The organism is Bradyrhizobium sp. MI1.10, from assembly GCF_055811035.1.
In genome coordinates this window covers 43,749-69,345 of the sequence record NZ_JBVVPN010000008.1, presented here as the reverse complement: position 1 = coordinate 69,345, position 25,597 = coordinate 43,749, and the positions used below count along the sequence as shown (strand labels likewise).

The 25,597-nt window shown below is 64.5% G+C and carries 21 protein-coding genes; 7 read left to right on the top strand and 14 right to left on the bottom strand.

Features of this window, described 5'->3' with window-relative positions; all coding sequences use genetic code 11:
• Positions 1-55 precede the first annotated feature (55 nt).
• From AC0L3K_RS10780 to ggt, 4 genes are all read right to left on the bottom strand, one after another.
• On the bottom strand, positions 56-2,347 hold the full coding sequence (locus tag AC0L3K_RS10780; protein WP_007595217.1) for a xanthine dehydrogenase family protein molybdopterin-binding subunit: 2,292 nt from the start codon (positions 2,345-2,347) through the stop codon (positions 56-58).
• Positions 2,348-2,349: 2 nt separating this feature from the next.
• Positions 2,350-3,366: an FAD binding domain-containing protein gene (locus tag AC0L3K_RS10775; RefSeq protein WP_219684458.1), complete on the bottom strand. Its 1,017-nt coding sequence runs from the start codon at positions 3,364-3,366 to the stop codon at positions 2,350-2,352.
• Between the two features lie 4 nt (positions 3,367-3,370).
• Positions 3,371-3,985 carry a (2Fe-2S)-binding protein gene (locus tag AC0L3K_RS10770; RefSeq protein ID WP_219684457.1) on the bottom strand — a complete coding sequence of 205 codons (615 nt, stop codon included), beginning with the start codon at positions 3,983-3,985 and terminating at the stop codon, positions 3,371-3,373.
• A gap of 169 nt (positions 3,986-4,154) precedes the next feature.
• Positions 4,155-5,741, bottom strand: coding sequence for a gamma-glutamyltransferase (gene ggt / locus AC0L3K_RS10765; protein WP_007595222.1), 1,587 nt, complete (start codon positions 5,739-5,741; stop codon positions 4,155-4,157).
• Positions 5,742-5,926: 185 nt separating this feature from the next.
• Here ggt and trhO point away from each other — a divergent pair, with 185 nt between their 5' ends.
• Positions 5,927-6,724: an oxygen-dependent tRNA uridine(34) hydroxylase TrhO gene (gene trhO, locus AC0L3K_RS10760; RefSeq protein ID WP_219684455.1), complete on the top strand. Its 798-nt coding sequence runs from the start codon at positions 5,927-5,929 to the stop codon at positions 6,722-6,724.
• Positions 6,714-6,932: a SlyX family protein gene (locus AC0L3K_RS10755; RefSeq protein ID WP_007595232.1), complete on the top strand. Its 219-nt coding sequence runs from the start codon at positions 6,714-6,716 to the stop codon at positions 6,930-6,932. The genes trhO and AC0L3K_RS10755 overlap by 11 nt, the downstream gene beginning before the upstream one ends.
• A gap of 6 nt (positions 6,933-6,938) precedes the next feature.
• Here the strand turns inward: AC0L3K_RS10755 and AC0L3K_RS10750 are convergent, their stop codons facing one another.
• Both AC0L3K_RS10750 and AC0L3K_RS10745 read right to left on the bottom strand, forming a co-directional pair.
• Entirely contained in the window at positions 6,939-8,843 is a 1,905-nt protein-coding gene (locus tag AC0L3K_RS10750; protein ID WP_007595234.1) for a sensor domain-containing diguanylate cyclase, read from the bottom strand.
• Between the two features lie 170 nt (positions 8,844-9,013).
• Positions 9,014-9,229: a hypothetical protein gene (locus AC0L3K_RS10745; RefSeq protein ID WP_007595236.1), complete on the bottom strand. Its 216-nt coding sequence runs from the start codon at positions 9,227-9,229 to the stop codon at positions 9,014-9,016.
• A gap of 110 nt (positions 9,230-9,339) precedes the next feature.
• Between AC0L3K_RS10745 and hemE the strand changes: the two genes are divergently transcribed.
• Positions 9,340-10,374 carry a uroporphyrinogen decarboxylase gene (gene hemE, locus AC0L3K_RS10740; RefSeq protein ID WP_473365952.1) on the top strand — a complete coding sequence of 345 codons (1,035 nt, stop codon included), beginning with the start codon at positions 9,340-9,342 and terminating at the stop codon, positions 10,372-10,374.
• A gap of 203 nt (positions 10,375-10,577) precedes the next feature.
• Here the strand turns inward: hemE and hemC are convergent, their stop codons facing one another.
• From hemC to AC0L3K_RS10725, 3 genes are read right to left on the bottom strand one after another with little or no spacing between them, the layout of a single operon-like run.
• Positions 10,578-11,558, bottom strand: a complete 981-nt coding sequence (hemC, locus tag AC0L3K_RS10735; protein ID WP_354127418.1) for a hydroxymethylbilane synthase — start codon at positions 11,556-11,558, stop codon at positions 10,578-10,580.
• A 25-nt stretch (positions 11,559-11,583) separates the two neighbouring features.
• Positions 11,584-13,209, bottom strand: coding sequence for a GMC family oxidoreductase (locus AC0L3K_RS10730; RefSeq protein ID WP_473365951.1), 1,626 nt, complete (start codon positions 13,207-13,209; stop codon positions 11,584-11,586).
• A gap of 51 nt (positions 13,210-13,260) precedes the next feature.
• Complete coding sequence (locus AC0L3K_RS10725) at positions 13,261-13,851, bottom strand: TetR/AcrR family transcriptional regulator (protein ID WP_473365950.1); 591 nt, start codon at positions 13,849-13,851, stop codon at positions 13,261-13,263.
• 98 nt (positions 13,852-13,949) lie between these two features.
• Here AC0L3K_RS10725 and AC0L3K_RS10720 point away from each other — a divergent pair, with 98 nt between their 5' ends.
• Entirely contained in the window at positions 13,950-14,315 is a 366-nt protein-coding gene (locus AC0L3K_RS10720) for a nuclear transport factor 2 family protein (protein WP_354127421.1), read from the top strand.
• A gap of 165 nt (positions 14,316-14,480) precedes the next feature.
• On the opposite strand, the gene AC0L3K_RS10715 is transcribed toward AC0L3K_RS10720, so the two are convergent.
• Positions 14,481-15,938 (bottom strand): DUF1254 domain-containing protein, encoded by a 1,458-nt coding sequence (locus tag AC0L3K_RS10715; protein WP_473365949.1) that lies wholly within the window; start codon positions 15,936-15,938, stop codon positions 14,481-14,483.
• 662 nt (positions 15,939-16,600) lie between these two features.
• Here AC0L3K_RS10715 and AC0L3K_RS10710 point away from each other — a divergent pair.
• Entirely contained in the window at positions 16,601-16,972 is a 372-nt protein-coding gene (locus tag AC0L3K_RS10710) for a hypothetical protein (protein WP_007595254.1), read from the top strand.
• Positions 16,973-17,393: 421 nt separating this feature from the next.
• Positions 17,394-19,355, top strand: a complete 1,962-nt coding sequence (locus AC0L3K_RS10705) for a putative bifunctional diguanylate cyclase/phosphodiesterase (RefSeq protein WP_473365948.1) — start codon at positions 17,394-17,396, stop codon at positions 19,353-19,355.
• 213 nt (positions 19,356-19,568) lie between these two features.
• Here AC0L3K_RS10705 and AC0L3K_RS10700 read toward each other — a convergent pair whose 3' ends face one another.
• The 4 genes from AC0L3K_RS10700 to pgm all read right to left on the bottom strand — a co-directional run bounded on the left by AC0L3K_RS10700 (position 19,569) and on the right by pgm (position 24,284).
• Positions 19,569-20,549, bottom strand: a complete 981-nt coding sequence (locus tag AC0L3K_RS10700; protein ID WP_473365947.1) for a PDR/VanB family oxidoreductase — start codon at positions 20,547-20,549, stop codon at positions 19,569-19,571.
• 11 nt (positions 20,550-20,560) lie between these two features.
• The gene (locus AC0L3K_RS10695) at positions 20,561-21,313 is read right to left on the bottom strand and encodes a GntR family transcriptional regulator (RefSeq protein WP_007595257.1); all 753 of its coding nucleotides are present in this window, start codon (positions 21,311-21,313) and stop codon (positions 20,561-20,563) included.
• 6 nt (positions 21,314-21,319) lie between these two features.
• Positions 21,320-22,369, bottom strand: a complete 1,050-nt coding sequence (locus AC0L3K_RS10690; RefSeq protein ID WP_473365946.1) for an aromatic ring-hydroxylating dioxygenase subunit alpha — start codon at positions 22,367-22,369, stop codon at positions 21,320-21,322.
• A gap of 268 nt (positions 22,370-22,637) precedes the next feature.
• Positions 22,638-24,284 (bottom strand): phosphoglucomutase (alpha-D-glucose-1,6-bisphosphate-dependent), encoded by a 1,647-nt coding sequence (pgm, locus tag AC0L3K_RS10685; protein WP_473365945.1) that lies wholly within the window; start codon positions 24,282-24,284, stop codon positions 22,638-22,640.
• A gap of 142 nt (positions 24,285-24,426) precedes the next feature.
• On the opposite strand from pgm, the gene AC0L3K_RS10680 reads away from it, so the two are divergent.
• Entirely contained in the window at positions 24,427-25,569 is a 1,143-nt protein-coding gene (locus AC0L3K_RS10680; RefSeq protein ID WP_473365944.1) for an alpha/beta hydrolase family protein, read from the top strand.
• Positions 25,570-25,597 lie beyond the last annotated feature (28 nt).

Here is a 25,597-nt window from a genome sequence, read left to right as displayed (position 1 = left end):
CCTTACGTTTGAGGCGGAAGGGGTCTAGCGCAACGCCGACGCCGTTGCCACCCCCTCAGGCCTCGATATTTTCCAGCCGCACGGGCAGCTTGCGGATGCGCTGGCCTGTGGCGTGATAGATCGCATTGCAGATCGCCGCATTGGTGCCGACATTGGCGAGCTCGCCGAGGCCCTTCACGCCGGCCGGGTTGATGTGATCGTCCTGCTCGGAAAGCAGGATCACCTCGACACCGGGGACGTCGGCATTCACTGGCACGAGATAGTCGGCTAGATTGTCGTTGACGTAACGCGCATTGCGCTCGTCGATCTCGGTGGCCTCCAGCAGTGCCGAGGACATGCCCCAGATCAGGCCGCCCATGAGCTGGCTGCGCGCCGTGCGCGGATTCATGATGCGGCCCGCCGCGAACGCTCCGACCAGCCGGGGGCAGCGGATTTCATGGGTAAAGCGGTTGACGCGGATCTCGACGAACTCGGCACCGAAGGCGTACGCGATCTTGTCCTTCATCTGATGGCCACCGACGAGCCGCGCGTGCCCGCTGTGCATCGCCGTGAATGAATCCAGCGGCGCGCCTTCGGGCTTCCACTCGCCGTATTCCTCGACGATACCGACACCGAGTGCGTCGAAGGCCTTTTCGATATCGAGTGGACGATCGCTCTGCGCCGCCTGCGTGCTCGGCGCCTGGCTGATGCCGACGGTCTCTTTGGCCTTGTCGGCTAGGCTGTCGCTCGGCATCACGGCCTTGAACAGCCTTTGACGAATTCGGTCGCACACCATCATCACCGCCGAGCAGGTGCTGGCAGTCGAGTTCGAACCGCCGGCAACAGGCGCCGGCGGCAGATCGCTGTCGCCCAGGAACACCGCGACCTTCTCCAGCGGCACGCCGAGCCGCTCGGCCGCGGTCTGGGCGATGACGGTATACGCGCCGGTGCCGATCTCGTGACCGGCGATCTCGACCCGGGTACGGCCGTCGCGCTGGAGGCGGACGCGCGCGGCAGAGGGCGCCATCTGCGTCGGATAGCAGGTGGCGGCACAGCCATAGCCTATCAGCCAGTCGCCGTCCGACATCGATTTCGGCTGCGGCGAACGCTGCGACCAGCCGAACGCCCTGGCGGCCTCGTCGAAGCACGCCATCAAGGACCGCGACGTATAAGGCTTGCCGCCGATCGGCTCCACGGTGGTGTCGTTGATGCGGCGGAGCTCGACAGGGTCCATGTTCAGTTTCACCGCAAGCTCGTCCATCGCGCTCTCAAGCGCGAAGAGATACGGCACCTCCGGCGGAGAGCGCATGAAGCCGGGCGTATTGCGGTCAGCGCGCACGATCGACACCAGACTTGCGACGTTCGGGCAGGCATAGAGCCGCGTCGTCGTCTTCGTGCCGCCGACGCAATAGGCATCCGGACGCGACGAAACCTCCGCGCCGTCGTGCCTCAAAGCCACCAGCTTGCCGTCCCGGCCCGCACCAAGCCTGATCTCGTGGCGCGTCTCGGCCCGGTAGGTGGCGATGGTGAAACCCTGGTCGCGGGTCGGCACCAGCTTGATCGGCCGGTTCAGGCGTTTGGCAATGCCGGCGATGATGGCGGTGCGGGGCGTCATCGAGCCGCGCGAACCAAAGCCCCCGCCGACATAGGGATTGACGACACGGACCTTGTCGGCGTCGATGCCGAGCTGCTCGGCGACGCCGTTCTTCAGGCCGTAGACATACTGGCTGCCCTCGTAGATGACGAGGTTGTCGCCCATCCAGGCGCAGCTCGTCGTAAACAGCTCCATTGGATTGTGGTGCTGGGTCGGCGTGTCATAGGAGGCGGTGAGTTTGACCTCGGCTGCGTCGAACGCCTTGGCGAAATCGCCGACCTCCGGGTCTTCCTTGAACTGTGCGTTCTGTCCCTTTGCCGCCGCCGTGGTGGTCCCCGGCGACTCAAAGCTCGCACTCGGCGCCACGGCCGTGTAGCTGACCTTGACGCGATTGGCGGCCTCGCGCGCCGCCTCGTAACTTTCGGCGATGACGACGGCGATGATCTGGCCATCATGGGCGACGTCGGCTGATTTCAGCGGCTGGATCGTGGTCCCGGCATAGCCGCCATTGCTGAACAGTTTCGATTCCTTCAGCTTCGGAGCGTTCTCGTGCGTGACGATGTCGATCACGCCGCGGACCTGCCTGGCATCGTCGAGATCGAAACCGTCGATGCGGCCCTTGGCGATGGCGCTGGTGACCAAGAATGCGTAGGCTGGATTGTCGAGCGGCATGTCGGACGCATATGTCGCCCGGCCCGTGACCTTTGCGGCCGCGTCATAGCGCGGCACGGGATGGCCCATGTTTGCTTTCGGCTCGGGAGCTGCAGCGGTCATGATCAGATCTCCATGGTTACGGCCTGCTGGAGCGCGCGCGCCACCACGCGCTTGCCGAGCGCGATCTTGAAGCTGTTGTGCCGGCGGCCCTTGGCGTCGGCAAACGCGGCATCGGCCACACGCTGCGCCAGACCGTCGTCGAATTTCTGTCCCTTCAGCAGCGCCTCAGCCTCGCGCGCCCGCCACGGCACGGTGGCGACGCCGCCGAGCGCGACACGCGCGTCCCTGATCGTGCCATCCTGCACATCGAGCGCGACCGCAGCCGACGACAGCGCGAACTCGTAGGACTGACGGTCGCGCGCCTTGAGATACACCGAGCGCGGCCAGCGGCCGGGAATGGAGAACGCAGAGATCAGCTCACCGGGCCGAAGCGTGGTCTCGATCTCGGGCGTCGTGCCGGGCGCCTTGTGCAAATCTGCGAACGGCAGGCTGCGCGTGCCGGACCTGCCGGTGATTTCGACCACCGCATCCAGCGCGATCAGCGCCTGGGCAAAATCGCCGGGATAGGTTGCGATGCACTGATCGGAAGTACCGAGCACCGCATGCATGCGATTGACGCCGTCCATGGCGGCACAGCCCGAACCGGGATTGCGCTTGTTGCAATTCTCATAGGAGACATCGCGGAAATAGCTGCAACGCGTTCGCTGCATCACGTTGCCGCCGAGCGTCGCCATGTTGCGCAGCTGGGCGCTGGCGGCGAGCTTCAGGGAATTCGCGATCACCGGATAGTTGCGCTGGATCTCGGCATGCGCGGCCACGTCGGACATCTTGGCGAGCGCGCCGAGCCGCAAGCCGTCACTGCCGGGCTCGATCGCCGACCAGCTGCGCGCCAGCGGATTGATATCGACGATTGCCGCGGGCCGCATCACGTCCAGCTTCATCAGGTCGATCAGCGTGGTGCCGCCGGCGAGCGGCTGTGCTGTAGCCTTGGTCAGCGGATTGTTCGCAGTTGCGGCAGCGCTGAGCGCCTGCACGGCCATGTCGGGGTCTGTTGCCCTTTGGTAGGAAAACGATCGCATGGGCCTAGCCTTTCATGATCTCGGGCGCGGCCTGCTTCACGGCAGCGACGATGTTGGGATAGGCGGCGCAGCGGCAGATGTTGCCGCTCATGTATTCGCGGATGTCGGCCTCGCTGCCCGCATGCCCCTCCTTGACGCAGGCCACGGCGGACATGATCTGGCCCGGCGTACAATAGCCGCATTGAAACGCGTCGTTGTCGACGAAGGCCTGTTGCATCGGATGCAAATGATCGTCGGTGGCAAGGCCCTCGATCGTGGTGATCTCCTGCCCCTCGGCCGCGAGCGCGAGCGTCAGGCACGACACCACGCGTCGATCGTCGATCAGTACCGTGCAGGCACCACATTGGCCGTGGTCGCAGCCCTTTTTGCTGCCGGTGAGCTTGAGATGCTCCCGCAGCGCGTCGAGCACCGTTGTGCGCGCGTCGATGTGCAGGCGCTTGTCCTTGCCGTTGACCCGCAGCGTGACATCGACGGGGAGCGCCGGATCCTGCGCGGCCGACACGCTCGCATCCTGCGCGGCCGCACGCGCTGTCATGGGGACCAGCGCACTGCCGGCAGCGCCAGCCATGAAGGCGCGCCGATCGAATCCGGTCGGTCCGGAACCTGATTTTTCGGACATGGAGGGCCTCCGCCGCTTCGAGCAAGAGCAGCGCACGCCTGCACCGCTCATCGGCCCTTAACCTGAAGCAGTGAACTCCGTTCCGAACGAGAAAGGGCGACGCAGCAAATGCCGCGTCGCCCTTCGTCAAATTTTGCTGATGTTGCGCGGGGAACCCCGTGCGCGGCGGTCAGTATCCGAGCGCGCAACCGTCTTTGCGCGGATCGGAACCGCCGGTGAGCGTGCCCTTGTCCCAGTCGATCCAGATCGCCTGCGCGCCGCCGAGCGGACCGACGACGCTGGTGGTCTTGTGGCCGAGTTTCTTCAGGCCTTCGACGATATTGGCCGGCACGCTGTCCTCGAGCTGGTACTGTCCTTCGTAATGCAGGCCGCGCGGCATATCGATCGCCTCCTGCACGTCGCAGCCATAATCGAGAATGTTGGTCACCACATGGGCTTGGCCAACCGGCTGATATTGTCCGCCCATCACCGCGAACGGCATCACCGAACGGCCGCCCTTGGTGAGCAGGCTCGGCATGATCGTGTGCAGCGGGCGCTTGCCGCCGGCGATGCAATTCGGGTGGCCGGGCTGGATGCGGAAGCCGCCGGCGCGATTCTGGAGCAGGATGCCGGTCTTGTTCGAGACGATGGCGGAGCCGAAGGAATGCGCGACCGAGTTGATGAACGAGCAGACGTTGCGGTCCTTGTCCACGACGGTGATGTAGATGGTCGAGGGATTCATCGGCGGCGCGACGTTCGGCAGGTCGAGCATGCCGTCCATGCGGATCTTGTCGATGTGCTCGTTGCAGTATTCCTTGGCGAGAATCCTAGCGACCTCGATCTGCATATGCTCGGGATCGGCGACATGCAGCTCGCGATGCATGTAGGCGATGCGCGCGGCCTCGGCTTCGAGGTGGAAGCGCTCGACGCTGAGCGGCGCGTATTTCGTCAGGTCGAACCGCGACAGGATGTTCAACATCAGCAGCATGGTGAGGCCGGGTCCGTTCGGCGGGCACTGCCAGACGTCGTAGCCCTTGTACATGGTGCCGATCGGCGTCGTCGTCTCGGTGGTGTGCGCGGCGAAATCGTCGAGCGTGTGGAGGCCGCCGATTCCGCGCAGGGTCTCCACCATGTCCTCGGCGATCGGGCCCTTGTAGAAGGCGTCGCGGCCGTCCTTGGCGATCGCCCGTAGCGTCTTGCCGAGCTCGGCTTGGCGGATGACGTCGCCGGCCACCGGCGGCTTGCCGTGCGGCAACAGATACCGCTCCGTGTTGGTGCCACCCTTCAGCTTCTCGAACTGGTTCTTCCAGTCGAAGGCGATGCGAGGGGCGACGACGTAGCCTTCCTCGGCGGCCTTGATCGCGGGCTGGAGCAGGCGGTCGAAGCCGAACTTGCCGTGATCGCGCAAAACGGTCGCAAAGGCGTCGATCACGCCGGGGATCGACACCGCATGCGCCGAGGTCAGCGGCACGGAGTTGATCTTGCGCTCGAGATACCAGTCGGCGTTCGCCGCCTTCGGCGCGCGCCCCGAGCCGTTATAGGCGATGATCTTGCCCTCGCCGCGCGGCTGGATCAGCGCAAAGCAGTCGCCGCCGATGCCGGTCGATTGCGGCTCGATCACGCCGAGAATGGCCGAGCCCGCAACGGCCGCGTCCACCGCCGTGCCGCCCTCGCGCAGCACCTCGATCGCGGCGAGTGACGCCTGCGGATGCGAGGTCGCCACCATCGCGTTGGTGGCGTGGACCGTGGACCTGCCGGGGAAATGGAAGTTTCTCATCGAATTCTTGCTCTCGTTGGCGTCTGGCGCGGATGGCGTGTCGTTTCGGAAAAAGCCGCGCCTACATGACACATTCCGGCCCGCCGGGGCAATGCTGGCATACCAGGGAAATGGCTGCCATCCGCTGGGAATAGAGCTGCTTCTTGCGGGTTTTCCGGGCGCGCCCCGCCTGCTAAACGGGCGCCATGATTTGCAAGGTCGCCGCCTTCTACCAATTCGCCGCCCTGCCCGATTACCGGGAGTTGCGCGAGCCGCTGCGCGCGTTCTGCGCCGGCCTGGCGGTGAAGGGCAGCGTGCTGCTCGCGCAGGAGGGCATCAACGGCACGGTCGCGGGTGCGGGCGCGGCGATCGACGCTCTCGTCCATGAGCTCGCGCACGGCGACATCTTCAGCGGCAGGTTGAACAATCTCGAATTGAAGTTCTCGACCGCCGAGGCGATGCCATTCGGCCGGCTCAAGGTGCGGCTGAAGAAGGAGATCGTCACGCTCGGCGACGAAGCCGCCGATCCGACCCGGCAGGTCGGCACCTATGTCGATGCGAGCGAATGGAACGCGCTGATCGCGGCGCCCGACACGCTGGTGCTCGACACCAGGAACGCCTTCGAGGTGGCGATGGGGACGTTCGACGGCGCGCTCGACCCAGGCATCGAGAGCTTTGGCCAGTTCAAGGAATTTGCGGCCGAACGGCTCGATCCTGTCAAACACCGCAGAATCGCGATGTTCTGCACCGGCGGCATCCGCTGCGAGAAAGCGAGCGCGCATCTGCTCGCGCGCGGCTTTGCCGAGGTCTATCACCTCAAGGGCGGCATTCTCAAATATCTGGAAGAGGTGCCGGAGGCTCAGAGTCGCTGGCGCGGCGAATGCTTCGTGTTCGACGAACGGGTCGCGCTCGGTCATGGTTTGCAGCAACTTGGCGCGCAACAACTCGGCTTGCAAGAACTTGGCTCGCCCGAACGAAATAAGGACGCGGCACGTGACGAATGAGATCCAGACGCTCGGCGAGCGCATCGACACGCTTGAGACGCGCCTCGCCTATCAGGACGACGCGATCGAGACGCTGAACCAGACCATCACCGCGCAGTGGAAGCAGATCGACGCGCTGACGCGAAGGATCGCAGAGCTCGGCGAGCGGCTGCAGGAGGCCGAGGCGAATGCGCCGGGAGCCGCCAATGAGCGCCCCCCGCATTATTGAGCGGGGTTACTGACCGGACGCCTTGAGAAGAAGGTTGCTCACCTCGCCCGACATCATCAGCCGGTTGCGCCCGGCTTCCTTGGCGGCATAGAGCGCCTGGTCGGCGGCCTCGATCAGCGAGGTGACGCCGGCCGTGCGCTCCAGCGCCGGCCGGCAGGCAGCACCGCCGAGCGAAGCGGTGACGCAGCCAGCCGCATGGTTGCTGGCGTGGACGAGGCCCGCATCGCGGATCGCCCGTCGGATCCGGTCGCCGATCAGGGCGCAGCCGGCAGCGTCGGTGTTCGGCAGCAGCATGGCGAACTCCTCGCCGCCGTAACGCGCCGCCAGATCGCCGGAACGATGCATCTCGGCGGCGATGATCTGCGCCACCTGCCGGAGGCAGGCATCGCCCGCGGGATGGCCGTATTCGTCGTTGTAAGACTTGAAGTGGTCGACGTCGATCATCAGCAGGGAAAGGCTGGAGCGCTCGCGATAGGCACGCGCCCACTCCTCCTTCAGTCGTTCATCGAAGCGGCGGCGATTAGCAAGCCCGGTGAGGCTGTCCTCGATCGCGAGCGTTTCGAGCCGGGTCTCGAGCTTCTTCTGCTCGGTGATGTCGCGCGAGATCGCGACCACGCCGTCGACGCTGCCACTCTCCTTGCGGGTCACCCGCATGGTCGATTCGAGCCAGACTTCGGCGTTCTGCCGGTGCGCGTTGCGATAGGTAACGCGCACCTCCTCCTTCTCGCCGCGTTTCATGGCGTCGACGAGAGCCTGGACCTGCGGCCGGTCGTCCGCGTGAATGCCGGCGAGCGCGAGGGTTCCGATCAGCTGATTGGCGCGCCAGCCGACGACGCCAATCGACGATGGCGAGACATAGCGCAGCCGCTCGTCGAGCCCCATACGCGTCACCATGTCGCTGGAGCTTTCGGCAAGCAGTCGGAAATTCGCTTCCTTCTCGACCAGCGCGGCCGCCATGCTCTGGCCCCGCTGCAACTGCCGCACCAGCACCGCACCAATGATTGCGATCAGCATGACCAACGCGAGCACGTAGAGCATGCGGGAGATCACCGCAGCGCGCCAGGGTGCGAGCAGCTCGTCCTTGTCGACGGTGGCGAGCAGGACCAGCGGATAACGGCCAGAGCGCTTGAAGAAGCTGACGCGTTCGGCGCCATCGAGCGGCGACTTGAAATGATAGACGCCGCCCGGCCGCTGCAGAGCAGCGTCGCGGAACAGCGGCGTATTGGCAACGCTGCGGCCGATGTATTTCTCGTTACTCGGGTAGCGCGCGATGATCAGGCCGTCGCCGTGTGTCAACGCCACCGAGCTGTTGCGGCCGATCTCGAACTGTTCGTAGAAATGCGAGAGATATCCCGAGCTGATGGTCGCGAGCACCACGCCACCGAAGCTGCCATCCAGCTTGTTGAAACGGCGCGACAGGGTGACGACCCACTCGCCGTCGAGCAGGCTCTTCACGGGCCGGCCGACATGGGGCTCCCGTTTCGGCGAGAGCTGGTGATAACGGAAGAACGCGTCGTCGTTCAGAGTCGAGCCGATCGTGCCGGGCGAGGTCAACCAGTTGCCGCGGTCGTCAATGATGGCGAGGCTGTGGATGCGCTCTACCGCCTTCTTGCGCACCTCCAGCAGGGTTCTGAGCTTGGCGATCGTGGCCGGCTCGGTGCCGTCCATCTCCAGCCGGCTGACGACGCCGACGACGCCAGAATCCAGCAGATCGAGGCTGTCATCGGCATGCTGCGTCAGCGATCGCGCAACGTTGGCCATCTCGGTCTCGGCGCCCTTGAGCACCGCGTCGCGGGCCGCCCATTCCCGCCAGCCGCTGACGCCGAGGATGGCCACGCAGGTCAGCGCGACGAACGCAGCTGCCCGCAGCGGCAGGCGGCTCAATCCGGCTCTTTGGGTCACAGCACTCATGCGGCAGAATTCTCCGAAGATCGGAAACTCTGCTGCTTCTGTTATTGAACTCTGAAACGCCCGCAGAAATATGCGGCGATGTCGGCGGTTCCCGTAGTCGTACGGACACCGGAATCAGCGCATCGCTAACAGGGCATTAGCAGACCTATCGGAATCCGGCGCTCCCGCGGCTAGCTGAAGATGGCCTTAACCTTGTCCCAGAGCGAGGGATTGTCGGCCTCCGCATCGGCCTTCGAGGGCGTTGGCTGGGCGGCGCTCACGGGATCGGACGCCGGGAAGGTATCTTTCAGCCCGGCGTCGAGCTTGGCGTGGCGGTCGGCGGCGAGCGCTTCGTGCAGATCGTCGGCGTGCTTGTCATGCGGCGCGGGGTTGAATGTCTCAGCCATGGTCTCGTCCTCCGTTGGCTGGTCAACGCGGTCGAATTGCGCTTGGTTCCCCTGTTCCGCTTCGGGCCGCGGCGGTGTATCAGGAGCCCTAACCATCCTCAGGACCGTTCGTGCCCCAGTCTGCGACAAAGCCTTTCATCGACGTCCTCTCCGGCCAGCGGCAGGTCATTCCGCCGATCTGGATGATGCGGCAGGCCGGCCGTTACTTGCCGGAATATCGCGAGGTGCGCGCCAGGGCCGGCGGCTTCCTCGACCTCTGCTTCAACCCGGAGCTTGCCGCCGAGGTGACGCTGCAGCCCATCCGGAGGTTCGGCTTCGATGCGGCGATCATCTTCTCCGACATCCTGGTGATCCCCTATGCGCTCGGACGCTCCGTGCGCTTCGAGGTCGGCGAGGGTCCGCGGCTCGAGCCGCTGGATGATCCCGCCAAGGTCGCGACACTGGCCAAGCACGCCGATTTCGGCAAGCTCGCGCCGGTGTTCGAGGCGCTCAAAATCGTGCGCGGCGCGGTCGATCCCAAGATCGCGTTGATCGGCTTCTGCGGCGCCCCTTGGACGGTGGCGACCTACATGGTCGCCGGCCAGGGCACGCCTGACCAGGCGCCGGCGCGGATGATGGCCTACCGGCATCCGGAGGCGTTCGCTGAGATCATCGACGTGCTGGTCGAGAACTCGATCGAATATCTGCTGGCGCAGCTTGCGGCAGGCGCCAACGCCTTGCAGATCTTCGACACCTGGGCCGGCGTGCTGCCACCCGCCGAGTTCGCGCGCTGGTCGATCGAACCGACCCGGCGCATCGTCGAAGGCGTGCGCGCCAAGGTGCCGGATGCGAAGATCATCGGCTTTCCGCGCGGTGCCGGTGCGCAACTGCCCGGGTTCGTCGAGGCGACCGGCGTCAACGCTGTCAGCATCGACTGGACCGCGGAGCCGGCCTTCATCCGCGAGCGCGTGCAGAGCAAGGTTGCGGTTCAGGGCAATCTCGATCCGCTGGTGCTGATCACAGGCGGCGCCGCGCTCGACCGCGCGGTCGACGACACGCTGGCGAATTTTGCGCAGGGGCGGTTCATCTTCAATCTCGGCCACGGCATCCAGCCGGAGACGCCGATCGCCCATGTTGAGCAGATGCTGAAGCGTGTGCGGGGCTGATTTATTTTGCGCCTGGGGAGTGGGAAAACAAAAAAGCACGAAAACAACCCCATGCACAGTAGAGAGGCCACGCCCGATCAATGACTTAGGGCGGACGGAAATCAGGTGCGCCGTCATCGCATCGGATCGCACCAACATTTGACCCGTCGGGCAAAACAGGCGCATGATGCCATCATCACACCGATGCCCGCCTCGCGGCCGACTTAGCGCGGCCGGCTGCGCTCGATAATCTCGGCGGCGCCCTTGGCCAGCAGATCCAGTCCCACCGCACGGCCGAGTTCGCGGGGACGATTGGCGGGACCCGAACGCAAGGCTTCGATGATGGTGTTGCCGGAGAGATCGAGCACGGACGCGGTGAGCGACATCTGATCGCCCGCAATGGTCGAAAAGCCCGCCACCGGCGAATTGCAATGGCCGTTCAGCACCCACAGCACCTCGCGCTCGGCATCGGCGCAGGCGTGAGCAGCGGGATCGTCGATCGATGCGAGAATGCGACGCGTCTGCCAGTCCTGTGCCGCGCATTCGACCGCGACGATGCCCTGCCCCGCTGCCGGCAGCATTTCCGCAGCGGAGAATTCGTAGCCGATGCGATGGGAAAGGCCGACGCGGTCGAGGCCGGACCGCGCCATGATCAGCGCATCGGCAGGCCCCACCGCGCCGCCATCCGGCAGGCGCTGCTTCTCGCCATTATCGAGTTTTCGCACGCGCGTGTCGGCGGCGCCACGGAAGTGGATTATCTCGACGTCGGGAAACAATCGCCGCGCATAGGCGGCGCGGCGGACGGCGTTGGTGCCGATCTTGAAACCCTTGCCACGAGATTGGCGCAGCGCCTCCAGCGTCACGCCATCGCGCAGCACCAGCGCGTCATTGGGAGGATCGCGCGAGAGCGTGGCGCCGATCACGAGACCGGGTGTGTCTTCGTTGCCGGGCATGTCCTTCAGCGAATGCATCGCCGCCTGGAGTTCGCCCGACAACACGGCGGCGCGGATCTGCGCCACGAAGGCACCGCCCTTGCCGCCATGGGGCAACAGCTTGCTGGTCTGGTCGAGATCGCCCGTGGTGTCGAACTTGACGATCTCGACGTCGAGATCGGGCATGGCAGCGGTCAGGCGGCGCGCGATCTCTTCCGTCTGTGCCAGCGCCATCGCGCTCTTGCGTGTGCCGATCTTGAATCGCGTAGCCAAGCCCAAATCCTCTCAAGACGCGAGTTTACCGCGCATCCTCCAATATCATGTCGGAGGCCTTTTCGGCGATCATGATGATCGGCGCGTTGGTGTTCCCCGAGACCAGGTCAGGCATGATCGAGCCGTCGACCACACGAAGGCCTTCGAGGCCCCTCACCTTCAGCCGCTGATCGACCACCGCGAGCGCATCATTGCCCATACGACAGGTCGAGGTCGGATGGTAGATGGTGCTGCCCCGCTCACGGCAATAATCCAGCAGCTCGGCATCCGTGGCTACCTTCGTCCCGGGATCGTACTCGTCGACCACGAAAGGCTTCAGCGCCGGTGCATGCAATATGTTGCGCAGGATCTTCAGGCCTTCCACGTTGGTGGTGCGGTCGGTCTCGGTCGACATGTAGTTGATGCGGATCTCCGGCGGCACTGTCGGGTCGGCGCTTTTGATGCGCAAGGACCCGCGGCTTTCGGGGCGGAGCTGGCACACCGACGCCGTGAAGCCGGAGAAATCATGCAGCTTCTCGCCCATCTTGTCGGTCGAGAACGGCAGGAAGTGGACCTGGATGTCCGGCGAGGCCAGCCGCGGGCTGGTCTTGAAGAAGGCGCCCGCCGTGCCGGCCGCAATCGTCAGCCAGCCCTTGCGGAACAGCGCATAGCGTGCGCCGGCCATGGTGCGGCGGAGCGGATGATTGACGGTGTCGTTGAGCGTAATCTTCTGCGAGCAGCGCATCACGATGCGGACCTGCATGTGGTCCTGGAGGTCGTGACCGACGCCCGGCGCGTCCAGCACGACGTCGATGCCGTGCTTGCGCAGGAGGTCGCCGGGTCCGACGCCGGAGAGTTGAAGCAGCTGCGGCGAGTTGTAGGCGCCGCTCGACAGCACGACCTCCTTGCGCGCGCGGGCGCGGCGCAAATTGGCGCCTTGACGGTATTCAACGCCGACGGCGCGGCGGCCCTCGAACAACACGCGCTGGCCGAGCGCGCCAGTTTCGATCTTGAGATTGCCGCGGGCCTTGGCGGGGCCGAGATAGGCCACCGCCGTCGAGGCGCGGCGGCCATTGCGCGTCGTGGTCTGGAACAGGCCGACGCCTTCCTGGGTGGCGCCGTTGAAATCAGGATTGTAGGGCAGACCGCTCTCGACTGCGGCGTCAATGAACGCCTTCGACAACGGATCGGTCACCACCATGTTGGACACCGGCAGCGGGCCGCCGCTGCCGTGATATTGATCGGCGCCGCGCGACTGGTTCTCGGCCTTCTTGAAATAGGGCAGCACGTCGTCATAGCCCCAGCCGGCGTTGCCGCGCTGACGCCATCTGTCGTAATCCTCGTGCTGGCCGCGAACGTAGAGCAGGCCGTTGATCGAGCTCGACCCGCCCAGGGTCTTGCCGCGCGGCTGGAACACCTGACGGCCCTTCAGCTCGGGCTCCGGCTCGGTCTGGTACATCCAGTTGACGGTCTTTTCCTTGAACAGCTTGCCGTAGCCGAGCGGCACGTGGATCCAGATGTTGGAATCCTTCGGGCCTGCTTCGAGCAACAGTACGCTGTGCTTGCCGTTCGCCGAGAGCCGGTTGGCGAGCACGCAGCCTGCAGAGCCGGCGCCGACGATGACGTAGTCGAACTCAGGGTCGGAGGGCGAGAGGGAGGAAGTTGCGTTCATGCGCTACTGTTCTTTTTGTTGGGGAGCGTTTCCAATCATCACTTAGCACGATCATGCAGCGACGCGCAGCGCCTCGACCAGCGACCTGAACGCACGGGCATATTCCGCACCCGCCCTTGCGATATCGGCGCGGCCGGCGCAGGCGACCGCCGCTTCCGTGACCGCGCCGAGCAGCAGCCGGGCCAGCGGCTCGACCGGCTGCCGCGCGATCAGGCCAGCCTCCATCGCCGCCGCAATCGCACGCGGCAGCTTGCCGCCGAAATGTTTGGCGTCGATCTCGCGCCAGCGCTCCCAGCCGAGCACCGCCGGGCCGTCGCGCAGGATGATCTGGCCGGTCGGCCCCTTCGCGGTTGCGGCGAAATAATGCTGGGTGCCGGCGACCATCGCGGCGAGCACATCCTTCTCGGAACGCGCGGCGCCGTCGATCTCGGCGACGAGATCGCGCGAGACGTTGTCGAACACCGCTTCGAACACCGCTTCCTTTGTCTTGAAGTGATGATAGACCGCGCCCTTGGCGACGCGGGCGGCTTCGGCGATCTCGTCCATCGTCGTCGCGGCAAAGCCTTGCGACCCGAACAGGCGGCGCGCCGCCGTCAGGATCGCTTCCGATGTCGCAGCCCGCCGCTCCGCCTGTTTCGCCATGGGTCTCGTCTAATCGAATTCGGCACAAGCGGCCAGTTGACTTTTCGACTATCGGTCGGTATTTACCGACCATCAGTCGGTTATTCGTGAGGTGTGCCATGCCGAGCCGTGACGTCGTCGAAGCTTTTGCCAAGCGATTGGAGACCGGGGATTTCATCGGCGCAATCGAGCAGTTCTATACGCCCGAGGCCGCGACCTACGAGAACAACGCGGCACCGACAGTCGGCCGCGACAAGCTCGTCGCCAAGGAGCGCGGCGTGCTGGCGGCCTCCAGGGAAGTCAAGGCGGTGCGCATCGGGCCGAGCCTGATCGAGGGCGATCATGTCGCGACGCGCTGGACCTTCAGCTTCACCACCGCCGAGGGCATCATCCGAACGTTGGATGAGATCGCATGGCAGACATGGCGGGGGGATGAACTCGTCGAGGAACGCTTTTATTACGACCCCAAGCAGTTGGGACGCTGAGCCGCTGACTGTCTCTACAAGACCAGCTTCACGCCCGGCGGGTACCACGTCCCTTCGCCCGAAGGCAGGATCGACGGTGCTTCGGTCCTGGGCCAGTGGAGCCGCATCGCCATTGTGTTCATGCGGTCGAACGCCGGCGCCGAAGCGCCGGCGCTCAAATCAACTTTATTGGGCCAAGCCCACTGTTCCGGCCTCCGTCCTCACGACCGGCGGCGGATTCCACTTTCCGGTCAGCGCATCGGACTTCGGGCTATAAAGGCGCATGGTCAGATTAAAGGCTCCCTTCGGCGCCGGAAGCCAGTTCGCATCCTTGTCCTTGCCCGGGCTATCATTCTGGAAGAATATATCGAGCGACCCGTCTGCGTTGTACTTGAACGGCATCCAGCTGCTCACGGCAAAACGGTTGAGCGCATTGCCGACCTGAAAACCTTCCGGGTCGTATAGCGTGATCGACCAGAAGGCGTTGACCGGCGGGGCGGCGCCCTTCTCGAACGTAATTGTGTACTTGTTGGCTCCATCCAGCGGCTTGCCGGTCGCGTCGCCGAGATTGAGCGGATAGATGGCATCCTCAGGCAGGTTCGCGCCCAGCCCAAGTTGGGCGACGATGGCCCGCTTCAAATAGTAGTTGCCGTAGACACCCATCGTATCGGTGTTCATCGACCAGCCATTTGCGACCCGCGCAAGTGTCGGCACTTTCCAGGCCATCAGCTTCTGGCCGTCGTGCGGAGCGGTCTCCAGCGCCCGTTGCAACACCGGATCGAGCTTGCCGATGTCAAAGCTCTTGCCGGGCTCGATGCCGATTTTCTTCATCTGCGCAATGATCGGCTCATCGGTAGCATGCGGCGGGTGAAGCTTGAGCAGTTCTGCGGCGCTGGCGAAGTACACGCCGGCCGACATGGTATCGACCTGGACCTTCGGCGGCGTCTTCATGTCGACGCTTGGGTCCGGCTTGAACTCGACCGGCTTGGGTGTCTTGCCGTACTCGGAAAGCAGCGTGACCTTGTAACCGGCCTGGATCTTATGGACGGCATCGTAATCGGGCGGGCCATCCGTCTTGGTGCGGCCGATCACCCAGACATGGGGCGTCGGCGCCTCGATGCGCTGGGTGTCGCTCGGAAGCTTGAATTCTTCCGCGAATCTTTCGCGCAGATCGGGCCGCCAGCCCGGGGGCGTGATCAGGAACGTGCCGGCCTTGGTGCCCGTCGTTCGCCAGCCTGGCGACGCGAAGACATCGGTCCACATGTCGAGCATTGGCAGCAGATAGTAGCGCTCACTTGTATCTGGTGCGGAGATGACGACGGGCTCCTTGGTCATGTTCAGCCAGGAGACGGAATACAGCGTGTCGAAGTTCGACCGCACCACGCCCTTGAAATTGGCCGGGGGGTATTCCGGCACGTTGACAAAGGTATTCATCGGACCTCTGAAATCGGTCGTGCCGTTGGTGAATTGCTTTCTCGAGATGTCCATCGACATTAGCGCGTAAAAGTAGACATAGGCATCCACTGCGATGGCATGCGCCTCTTGTTCGGTAACGGCCGGTGCAGTGCCCTGCGCCCGCGCGGCAGGCACGGCCGCCGCACCAAGGCAAAGAGAAATTGTCAGCGTCAGAATTCCTCGAAACATGTCGAATCCTCCTCTTCTGATTTGGTGACCTCTGATTTGCGACTTCGTTCGATTCACCTTGTTACCGTCGGCATGATCGCGTTCGAGGATCTGAGCATTGAAGGTCTCAGCGTATTGCCTTGCAGCGTGGCGCGACGGCAATCAAAACGAAGAGAAGAATGGCAGCAAAGCCGATGTCAGATGCGTTCACACCGCTCGCGGCGGTATGAATTGAAGTATTTTCGATCCAGCGCGAGGGGCGCTTATTGCTTGCAAGATAACGTGCGTCACCGACCGCATCAAACGCCGCACGGCGTCTGCAGAACTCGAAACAAATTGCTAGAAACAGAGATATAAAGCCTGGTCGAACTAGCGTCGCTTGAGGGGCATCTTCGGTCGCTTGCGCAATACGGGCCCTCTAGAATTACTTTAGCACAACCTGAACGTTTGGGCCAGCAGGGATCGTCTGCGTCTTCAATACCCCACTACTATCACAATCTGCCTCGTGTTCTTGCTCGCGCGATCGGGCTGGTTGCCCGAAACTGTCTCGGTGCTGGTCGGTGTGTTTACTCGCACAATATTGAGAGACAATCTCCTTCGTTCCCCTTGATTCAGATCAATACGATGCCCGCTCGGTCGCCTGATGAAATTGCTTCAGTGAAATCTCAAACGGGGAGTCCTGCATGAAGATTGTATTGCTGACCTTGGCGATGATAGGCGGCCAAACAACAATTCCAGTCAGCGAACGCGTCCCTCAACTCAATGTCGAGGCGACCTGCAAGGCCACCGTAGCCACTGACAAGGCGATGGGCCTGGATCTGGCGCAGTCCTACGACGATTGCATGCGCGACGAAAATTCCGCGCTGCAACAACTTCATTCCGTTTGGCTCACGAATTCCGACAGCCTTCGAACCCGATGCGAAGGCGAAGCGACGGCTGGCGGCAGTGACAGCTATGTCGACCTGCTGACCTGCATGCAAATGGCAGATTGGGCAAAATCGACTTCGGACGCTCCAAAATTGAAGGGAGCGAGCAAGAACCGAAACAAGCTGTGAGATGGCGCCGAGGATTATTTGCAGGCGGGTGCCGTGCCAAGTCCAGGCGCTCCCGCCCTAACCGCATCGCGTGATCGGAAGTCTCAGCACCGAGCCGACCGCCGGCTCGAAGCTGTTTGGAGGCACGTTCCCTCGTGGCCTCAAAGGCGTCGATGGCCGGGACATAGGCGAGCGGACGCGACGCTGTCCTTCGAACGGATTAGCCCGGCCATGGCGCCATAGTAGCTTCAGCGCCCCAAGCTCCGTGACCGTAACCTCGCCGGCGCGCATTTGTATCGATTTGTTATCGATACGACGTGACGAACACGCAGAAGTGGTCGCGGCTATCGTCGCAAGCGGGGATAATTCATAGTTCGTCAAAGGTTTGCAGCGAATTCTCCGGATCGGGCCGGACAAACGGCCCATGCTGCTGGGCTATGGAATGCAGACTCAAACGACCAGCTATTTCGCGCGGCTGTTCGCGGGCGATCTGTCGGCCTTTGGCGGTCCCGTAACCGACGAAGCCGTCGCCGGCCATATCCGCGCCGAACAGATGTCGCTGGTGCTCGGCTATTCCGTCGGCATCATGCTGGCCAATGTCTGCAACGCCGCGGTGCTCGTCATCGCGCTGTGGCATTCGCCGGACTTGAAGCTGGCCTTGATCTGGGCCGCCATCGTGGCGGGCGCCGCGATCGCGTTCGGCCTGCAATCCCATGCCGCGCGCCGCATCACCAAACCACAATTCGTCTCGCGCCGAGCCATGCATCGGCTGGTGCGCAATGCCTTCATCCTCGGCGCCGCCTGGGGCACCGTTCCGGTCGCATTCTTTGCCAATGCCTCAACGGGCGGGCAGCTCGTCATCACCTGCCTTTGTTCGGGGATGCTGGCCGGGGGCGCGCTGGCCTTCGCCACGATCCCGATCGCGGCGATCGCATTCACGGCCCCGATCTTCGCTGGCATCGCGATCTGCCTCGGCAGGAATGGCGATCCGGCGTTTCTGCTGATCGCCTTCCTCGTGGTAGTCTACGGATCGGTGCTGCTGCGCAGCGTGTTCGTCAATTCGGCCTCGTTCGCACGGCGCGTGATGCGGCAGATCGAGGCCGAGCGTTCGGTGCGGCAGGACCCGCTGACCCATCTGCCCAATCGCGTCGCTTTCAACGAAACGCTCGACGCCGCTCTGAAGCGGCTCAGCCTCTCCGGCGAGGAATTCGCGGTGCTCCTGCTCGACCTCGACCGCTTCAAGGAGGTCAACGACAAATTCGGCCATCCCGCCGGCGACGAGTTTCTGGTCCAGATCGCGAGCCGCCTGCAACGCTGCACCCGCGCGGCCGAGCATGTCTCACGCATCGGCGGCGACGAGTTCGCGCTGGTGATGGCCAATCTGGCGCGGCCTGAGGATGCGCTCGAGATCGCCGAGCGCTTCGTCGCGGCCTTCGACGAACCGTTCCGGATCGAGGGCCGCCAGATCGTCGGCGCGACCAGCGTCGGCATCGTGCTGGCGCCGCGTGACGGCAGCACGCAACTCGACATCATGAAGAACGCCGACACCGCGCTCTACCGCGCCAAGAAGGCCGGACCCGGCACGGTGTGTTTCTTCGAGGAGGCCGACGACCGCTCGTCACGCGACCGCAAGGCGCTGCATTCGGATCTGGAAGGTGCTATCGCCAGGGACGAGCTGTTCCTGGTGTTTCAGCCCTTTCTCGACCTCGGCGGCAACCGCATCACCGGGTTCGAGGCGCTGCTGCGTTGGCAGCATCCCCAGCGCGGACTGGTGCCGCCGAGCGAATTCATACCGATCGCCGAGGAAACCGGGCTGATCCACGAGATCGGCGAATGGGTCGTCCGCCGCGCCTGCGCGACGGTTGCCGAGTGGCCCAAAGAGATCAGGGTCGCCGTGAATTTCTCGGCCGCACAGTTTCACAACAACGGCCTCCTCCAGATCATCGTGCAGGCGCTCGCGGACGCGAAGATCGCCCCGCACCGGCTCGAGATCGAGATCACGGAATCGATGCTGCTATCGAAATACGCCTCCGCCGCGTCCGTCCTGAACGCGCTGCTGGAGCTCGGCGTCACCGTGGCGCTCGACGATTTCGGCACCGGCTTCTCCTCGCTGACTTACCTGCGCAAGCTGCCGTTCAGCCGCATCAAGATCGACCAGTCCTTCATCCGCGACATGCTGGCGCAGCCGGACTGCGCCGCGATCGTGAAATCCGTGATTGGGCTCGCGCGCGACCTGCGCATCGGCGTGGTCGCGGAAGGCGTCGAGACCGCCGACCAGCTCGAATATCTGCACCAGATCGGTTGCGACGAGGTGCAGGGTTATCTCATCAGCCGGCCTGTGTCGGCGGATGGAGTCCTGGCGTTGCTTGACACGAAGAAGCTGCGGGCAACCTACGCGGCGTAGGTGGAAATCAGATGGGCCCGTATGCCGACCACAAGGACGGTGAGCCCCCTCTCCCGCTTGCGGGAGAGGGCTGGGGAGAGGGTGTCTCCGTAGAGGGAATCCCCAAGAGGAGAGAGCCCTCACCCGCGCCTTCGGCGCGACCTCTCCCGCAAGCGGGCGAGGTGGAGCCCGCGGCGCCTTCCATTCCGCCAGATGGATCCCGCTGCAATTCGTTTAGACCGGATCCGCACGCAGCAGCGTATCCACCGTGATGGTGCCCCGTGCGCGGGAGACGCAGGCGCAGATCTTCTGGTTGCTTTGCTTCTGATGGTCGCTGAAGAAGACGTCGCGATGGTCGATCTCGCCGTCGATGGCGACCACGTCGATGGCGCACAGGCCGCATTCGCCGCGCTTGCAGTCGTACATCACGTCGTGGCCGCTGGCGTTGAGGACATCAAGCATCGAGCGCTCGCGCGGGATCTCCAGCTCGACATCTGAGCCCTTCAGGCGCACGCGAAATGTCTCGGTCGGCAGCGTGCCGCTCGAACCAAAAGTCTCGTAGCGCAGATCGGGAAGCGGATGGCCGGCGCCGATCCAGGCGTGGCGCGCGGCATCCAGCATGCGCATCGGGCCGCAGAACAGCGCCAGCGCGTCCTTGGGCAGCGAGGCGAACAGAGCGTCGAGATCGAGCCGCGTGCCCTCATCGCTGGCGTGAACGACCAGGCGATCACCCAGCGTTGCGGCGAGATCGTCGAGATAGGCGGCCTCAGCGCGCGAGCGCACCGCGTAATGCAGCGTGACATCGGCGCCGCGCCGCGCCAGCGCCTGTGCCGCACCCAGGATTGGCGTGATGCCGATGCCGCCGGCGATCAGGCAGTAGTTTTGGCGCGCCCAGTCGACCGCGAGCAGCGAGGCGGGCGTCGTGATGTCGAGCCGCGCGCCCGGCCGCAACGACCACATATAGCGCGAGCCGCCACGCGAATCCTCGGCGCGGCGCACCGCGATCCTTAAACCCTGCGACGACGCTTCCCCGACCAGCGAATAGGACCGCGTCTCCGGCTGCCCGTCGATGGTGACGCTGATATTGATGTGGCTGCCGACCGGATAGGCGGCGCCATCGAACTGGTCCGGCCGGATCAGGAATTCGCGGATGCCTGGCGCAAGATCGCGCGTCGAGACGAGCGTCGCCGGAATCCAGGTTTCGATGAAGCGCATGGTGACGGCCCTCAATCGGTTGCGGACTTGATCAGCGCGAGCGCTGGCAGCAGGTCGAGATGGGTCCGGTTGCGCAGTGCGAGCCGCAAATTGCGCACCGCGAGCCGCGCATGCTCGCGCATGACCGCTTCGGCACGGGCGCCTTCGCGATTCTCGATGGCGTCGATCACGACGCGGTGGTGCTCCTGCCCGATGATCAGGATCTGCTGCGCCTCGGGCAGCGCCGACTGCGCCATCACGAAACCGCTTGGGGACGCAAACGGCAGCGACGAGGCGCGGTCGATCTGCCGGATCAGCGGCGGGCTACGCGACAATTCGGTGAGCAGGGCGTGGAAGCGCGCGTTCAGAGTGACATAGGACGAGAACGCATCGACCGAGATCGGGACCTGGCGCAACAACTCGTCGATCGCGGCGAGGCACTCCTTCAGCGGTTCGAGCTCGCGCGCGGAAACGCCGCGCTCGGCGGCAAAGCGCGCGGCGAGCCCTTCGAGCGTGCCGCGCAGCTCTATGGAATCGGAGATGTCGCGCTCCGAAAACGCCTTCACCATGAAGCCGCCGGAGGGAATCGCCTCCAAGAGGCCCTCCTCCTCCAGCCGCACCAGCGCCATGCGCACCGGGGTGCGCGAGGCGCCGGTCGTCTCCACCGCCTGCAGCTCGGAGATGCGCTCGCCGGGGCGCAATGAACCCGACAGGAGCTGGTCGCGCAGCGCGAGCTGCGCCTTCACGGTCTGCGAGACGGAGCGGTCGACCTCACGCTCGGCCATGTCGGCTTACTCCGCGGCCTGGAGATGCTGGGGCGGGTTTTCCTTTGCCACCATCTTGTCGATCAGCTTGCGTGTCCACATCGCTCCGGCGTCGATGTTGAGATTGTAGAAGATGCGATCCGGGTTCTCGTCCATCGCGCGCTGCTGCGCCTCGAGGATGAGCTCGTCCTCGTGGAAGATGCCGGAGACGCCGTCACGGATCTCGGTGGTGATGCGCTGCTCGCCGAGCTGATAGTTGCGCACGAAGGCCCAGAAATAGTGGCAGGTCTTCTCGGTTTCCGGCGTGATGGTGTTGAGCACGAAGCCGTTGACGCCTTGCGAGCGGTCGCCTTCGGGCGCGCCGGTGCCGGTCGGCGCCACGCCGACGTCGATGGCAATGGTGCACGGCGCCTCGAAGCGGATGATCTGCCAGCGATCGACGAGGCCGGACTTGCCGAGTTGTTTCGCCCAGAACGGCGGCGCCTCGATGCCGCGCATCCAGCGCGTCACCGTAACAGTCTTCTCGCCATGGGTGACGTCGAACGGCGCCTCCGCGACCGCCTCGTTGCCGATGGACGAGCCGTGCACGAAGGTCTCGTGGGTGAGGTCCATGAGATTGTCGAGCACGAGGCGGTAGTCGCAATTGACGTGGATGGTCTTGCCGTCGCCGGCCCAGGCGGGATCGTGATTCCAGTGCAGGTCCGGCACCAGCTTCGGATCGGCCAGCGCGGGATCGCCCATCCAGAGCCAGATGTAGCGATGACGCTCCACCACGGGATACGCGCGCACGCAGGCCGACGGGTTGATGGTCTCCTGCGAGGGCATGAAGGTGCAGCGCCCTTGCGCATTGTACTTCAGGCCGTGATAGCCGCAGACGACGGTATCGCCTTCGAGCCGGCCCTTGGACAGCGGCACCAGGCGGTGCCAGCAGGCATCCTCCAGCGCGGCGACCGAGCCATCGGCCTTGCGGTACATCACGACGTGCTTGCCGCAGATCGTCCGCGGCAGCAGTGCCGGCTTCACATCGGCGTCCCAGGCGGCGGCATACCAGGCGTTCATCGGGAAGGATTTTGTCACCGGTCTCACTCCCAAGGCTTCTGGATACGGTATGTATACAATAGCGGAGGGACGGAATCGTTCAAGCGCGGATATGGTGTATTATAATACCTTAATACCAGATCGTGTATACATACATAGCTCCGCGGTCATTCCCCGCGAAAGCGGGGAATCCAGTACGCCGGGGCAGACGTTGGGTTCACACAACTTCCGCCGCGGCGTACTGGATCGCCCGCCTGCGCGGGCGATGACACCTAGGATACGGCGCGCTTCCTGCCGCTGGAGTGTCCTATGCCCCGAACACCTTCGCCAACCCTGCCTGAGCCTCCTGCTGAATCGCCTTCAGGTGTTCGGGGCTGCGAAAACTCTCCGCGTAGATCTTGTAGACGTCCTCGGTGCCCGAGGGCCTCGCGGCGAACCATCCGAAATCGGTCTCGACCTTGATGCCACCGAACGGCTGGCCGTTGCCGGGCGCCTTGCTCAGGGTGGCGCGGACGGGATCGCCGGCGAGATCCTTCAGGCCGAGTTGCTCGGGCGTGACGGACTTCAGGATGTTTTTCTGCGGCGTGGTGGCGGCGACATCGATGCGCGCGTAATGGGGCACGCCGAACTCGGCGGTGAGGTCGTTGAAGAGCTGGCTCGGATCGCGGCCGGTCTTCGCCATGATCTCGGCCGCGAGCAGGCCGAGGATGATGCCGTCCTTGTCGGTGGTCCACACCGTGCCATCGCGGCGCAGAAACGAGGCGCCTGCACTCTCCTCGCCGCCGAAGCCGAAGCCGCCCGTGAGGAGACCGTCGACGAACCATTTGAACCCAACCGGCGTCTCGACCAGCTTGCGGCCGAGTTTTTTCGCGACGCGGTCGATGATGGAGCTCGACACCACGGTCTTGCCGATCGCGGCGTCCTTGCCCCAATTCGGGCGATGCGCGAACAGATAGGAGATCGCGGTCGCGAGATAATGGTTCGGATTCATCAGGCCGCCGGTGCGCGTCACGATGCCGTGGCGGTCCGCGTCGGTGTCGTTGGCAAAAGCGACGTCGAAGCGGTCGCGCATCGCGATCAGGCTCGCCATCGCATAGGGCGAGGAGCAGTCCATGCGGATCTTGCCGTCCCAGTCCACCGTCATGAAGCGGAACGTCGGGTCGATCGCCTCATTCACCACGGTCGCCTTCAGGCCGTAGCGCTCGATGATCGGATGCCAGTAATGTACGGCGGCGCCGCCGAGCGGATCGATGCCGATATTGACGCCGGCGGATTTGACCAGGTCGAGATCGACCACGTTGCCGAGATCGGCGACATAGGGTGTGACGAAGTCATAGGCGTGGACGTTCGCGGCTTTGCGTGCCCTGGCGTAGTCGATGCGGTTCACGCCTTTGAGGCCGTCGGCGAGATAGGCATTGGCGCGCCTCTCGATCACGGAGGTCGCATCGGTGTCGGCCGGTCCTCCATGCGGCGGATTGTATTTGTAGCCGCCGTCCTCGGGCGGATTGTGCGAGGGCGTAACGACGACGCCATCGGCAAGGCCCGAGGTGCGGCCCTTGTTGTAGGTCAGGATCGCGTGGGAGATCACCGGCGTCGGCGTATAGCCGCCGTCCTTGTCGATCATGATGTCGACGCCGTTGGCCGCGAACACCTCGACGGCGCTGACCAGCGCCGGCTCGGCCAGCGCATGGGTGTCGATGCCGATAAAGAGCGGACCGGTCAGCCCCTTTTCACGTCGGTAATCACAGATTGCCTGCGTCGTCGCGAGGATATGGCCCTCGTTGAAGCTGGTCTTGAACGAGGTGCCGCGATGGCCGGAGGTACCGAACGCCACCCGCTGCGCGGGATCCGCGACATCAGGCTTGCCGGCGAAATAGGCCGTCACCAGCCGCGGAACGTTGGTGAGCGCGTCCGGCGAGGCCTGCTTGCCCGCCGCGGGATGAACATCAGCCACTGGATATACCTCGTCCTGTCGTAGAGATTGCGCAATACCATAGCATCGGCCAAGCCCGCGCCAAGAGCACAACACCCGCAATGGGGCGGCCGTTCCTGAGATCATGCTATGGTCTTTCGATCGGGGCTTTTCGAGTCGGGGCATGACGCTGTTTCAGAGGCTGTTGGTTGTTCTGATGGCCTGGCTTGCGATGGCGGGCATCGCGCCCGATGCGATGGCCGCGGAGTTCTACACCGAGGATTTGCGTATCCCGATGGTCGAGGCCGGACCGCAGGGGCTGGAGGCGTTCCTGGTCCGGCCGGCCGGGACCAAGCGCTATCCGCTCGCGCTGCTCAGCCACGGCTCGCCGCGCAGTTTCGACGATCGCGCGACGATGTCCGCGCACAAATATTATGGCATCGCTCTCGAATATGCCCGGCGCGGCTTTGCCGCGCTGATCGTGATGCGGCGCGGCTACGGCACCTCGCCCGGCGGGCGCGTCGACAGCGTCGGCGGCTGCGCCAACGCCGCTTATCTGCCGGCCGCGGCGGTCGCGGTGGCGGATTTGCGCGCGTCGATCGAGGCGATGGCGCGGAGGGCCGACGTCACCACCTCAGGCATGATCGCGGCTGGCCATTCCGCCGGCGGGTTCGCCACCGTCGCGTTGACCGCGCAGGCGCCAGCGGGTCTCGCCGCCGCGATCAGCTTTGCCGGCGGGCGCGGCTCGCGCGATGACGACGACGTCTGCAATCCGAACGGGCTGGTGCAGGCCTTCGCCACGTTCGGCAAAACCTCGCGCGCGCCGATGCTGTGGGTCTATGCCAGCAATGATTCCTACTTCGGTCCCGACCTCGCGCGGCGCCTCCACGACGGATTTCGCGCCAATGGCGGCAATGCGAAATTCATCGCCGCGCCGCCTTTCGGCGACGATGGGCACTATCTCTATTCGGTCGTGAGCCGTCCGCAATGGACGCCGTATCTCGACGCCTTCCTGCGCGAGCGAGGTCTCGGCCACGATGTCCTGACCCCGCCTGATCCGCTGCCGCCACCGGGCCAGCTCAGCGAGGCCGCACGTGCCGAGTTCGCGCGCTATCTCGCCAGCACGATGCCGCACAAGGCTTTTGCGGTGTCGCCGAACGGCGGTTACGGCTGGCGTTCGGGGCGGGCGACGGCCGACGACGCCCAGCGCGATTCACTTGCCGCCTGCACAAAATGGTCGTCTGCCTGCACGCTCTATGCAGTCGACGACAAATTGGCCGGGGCTGCGCCAAGCACATCAACCGACCAGAGCTCGCGGTCGCGATAGCTTCATTGCGCCGCCGGCCGCTCGCGCC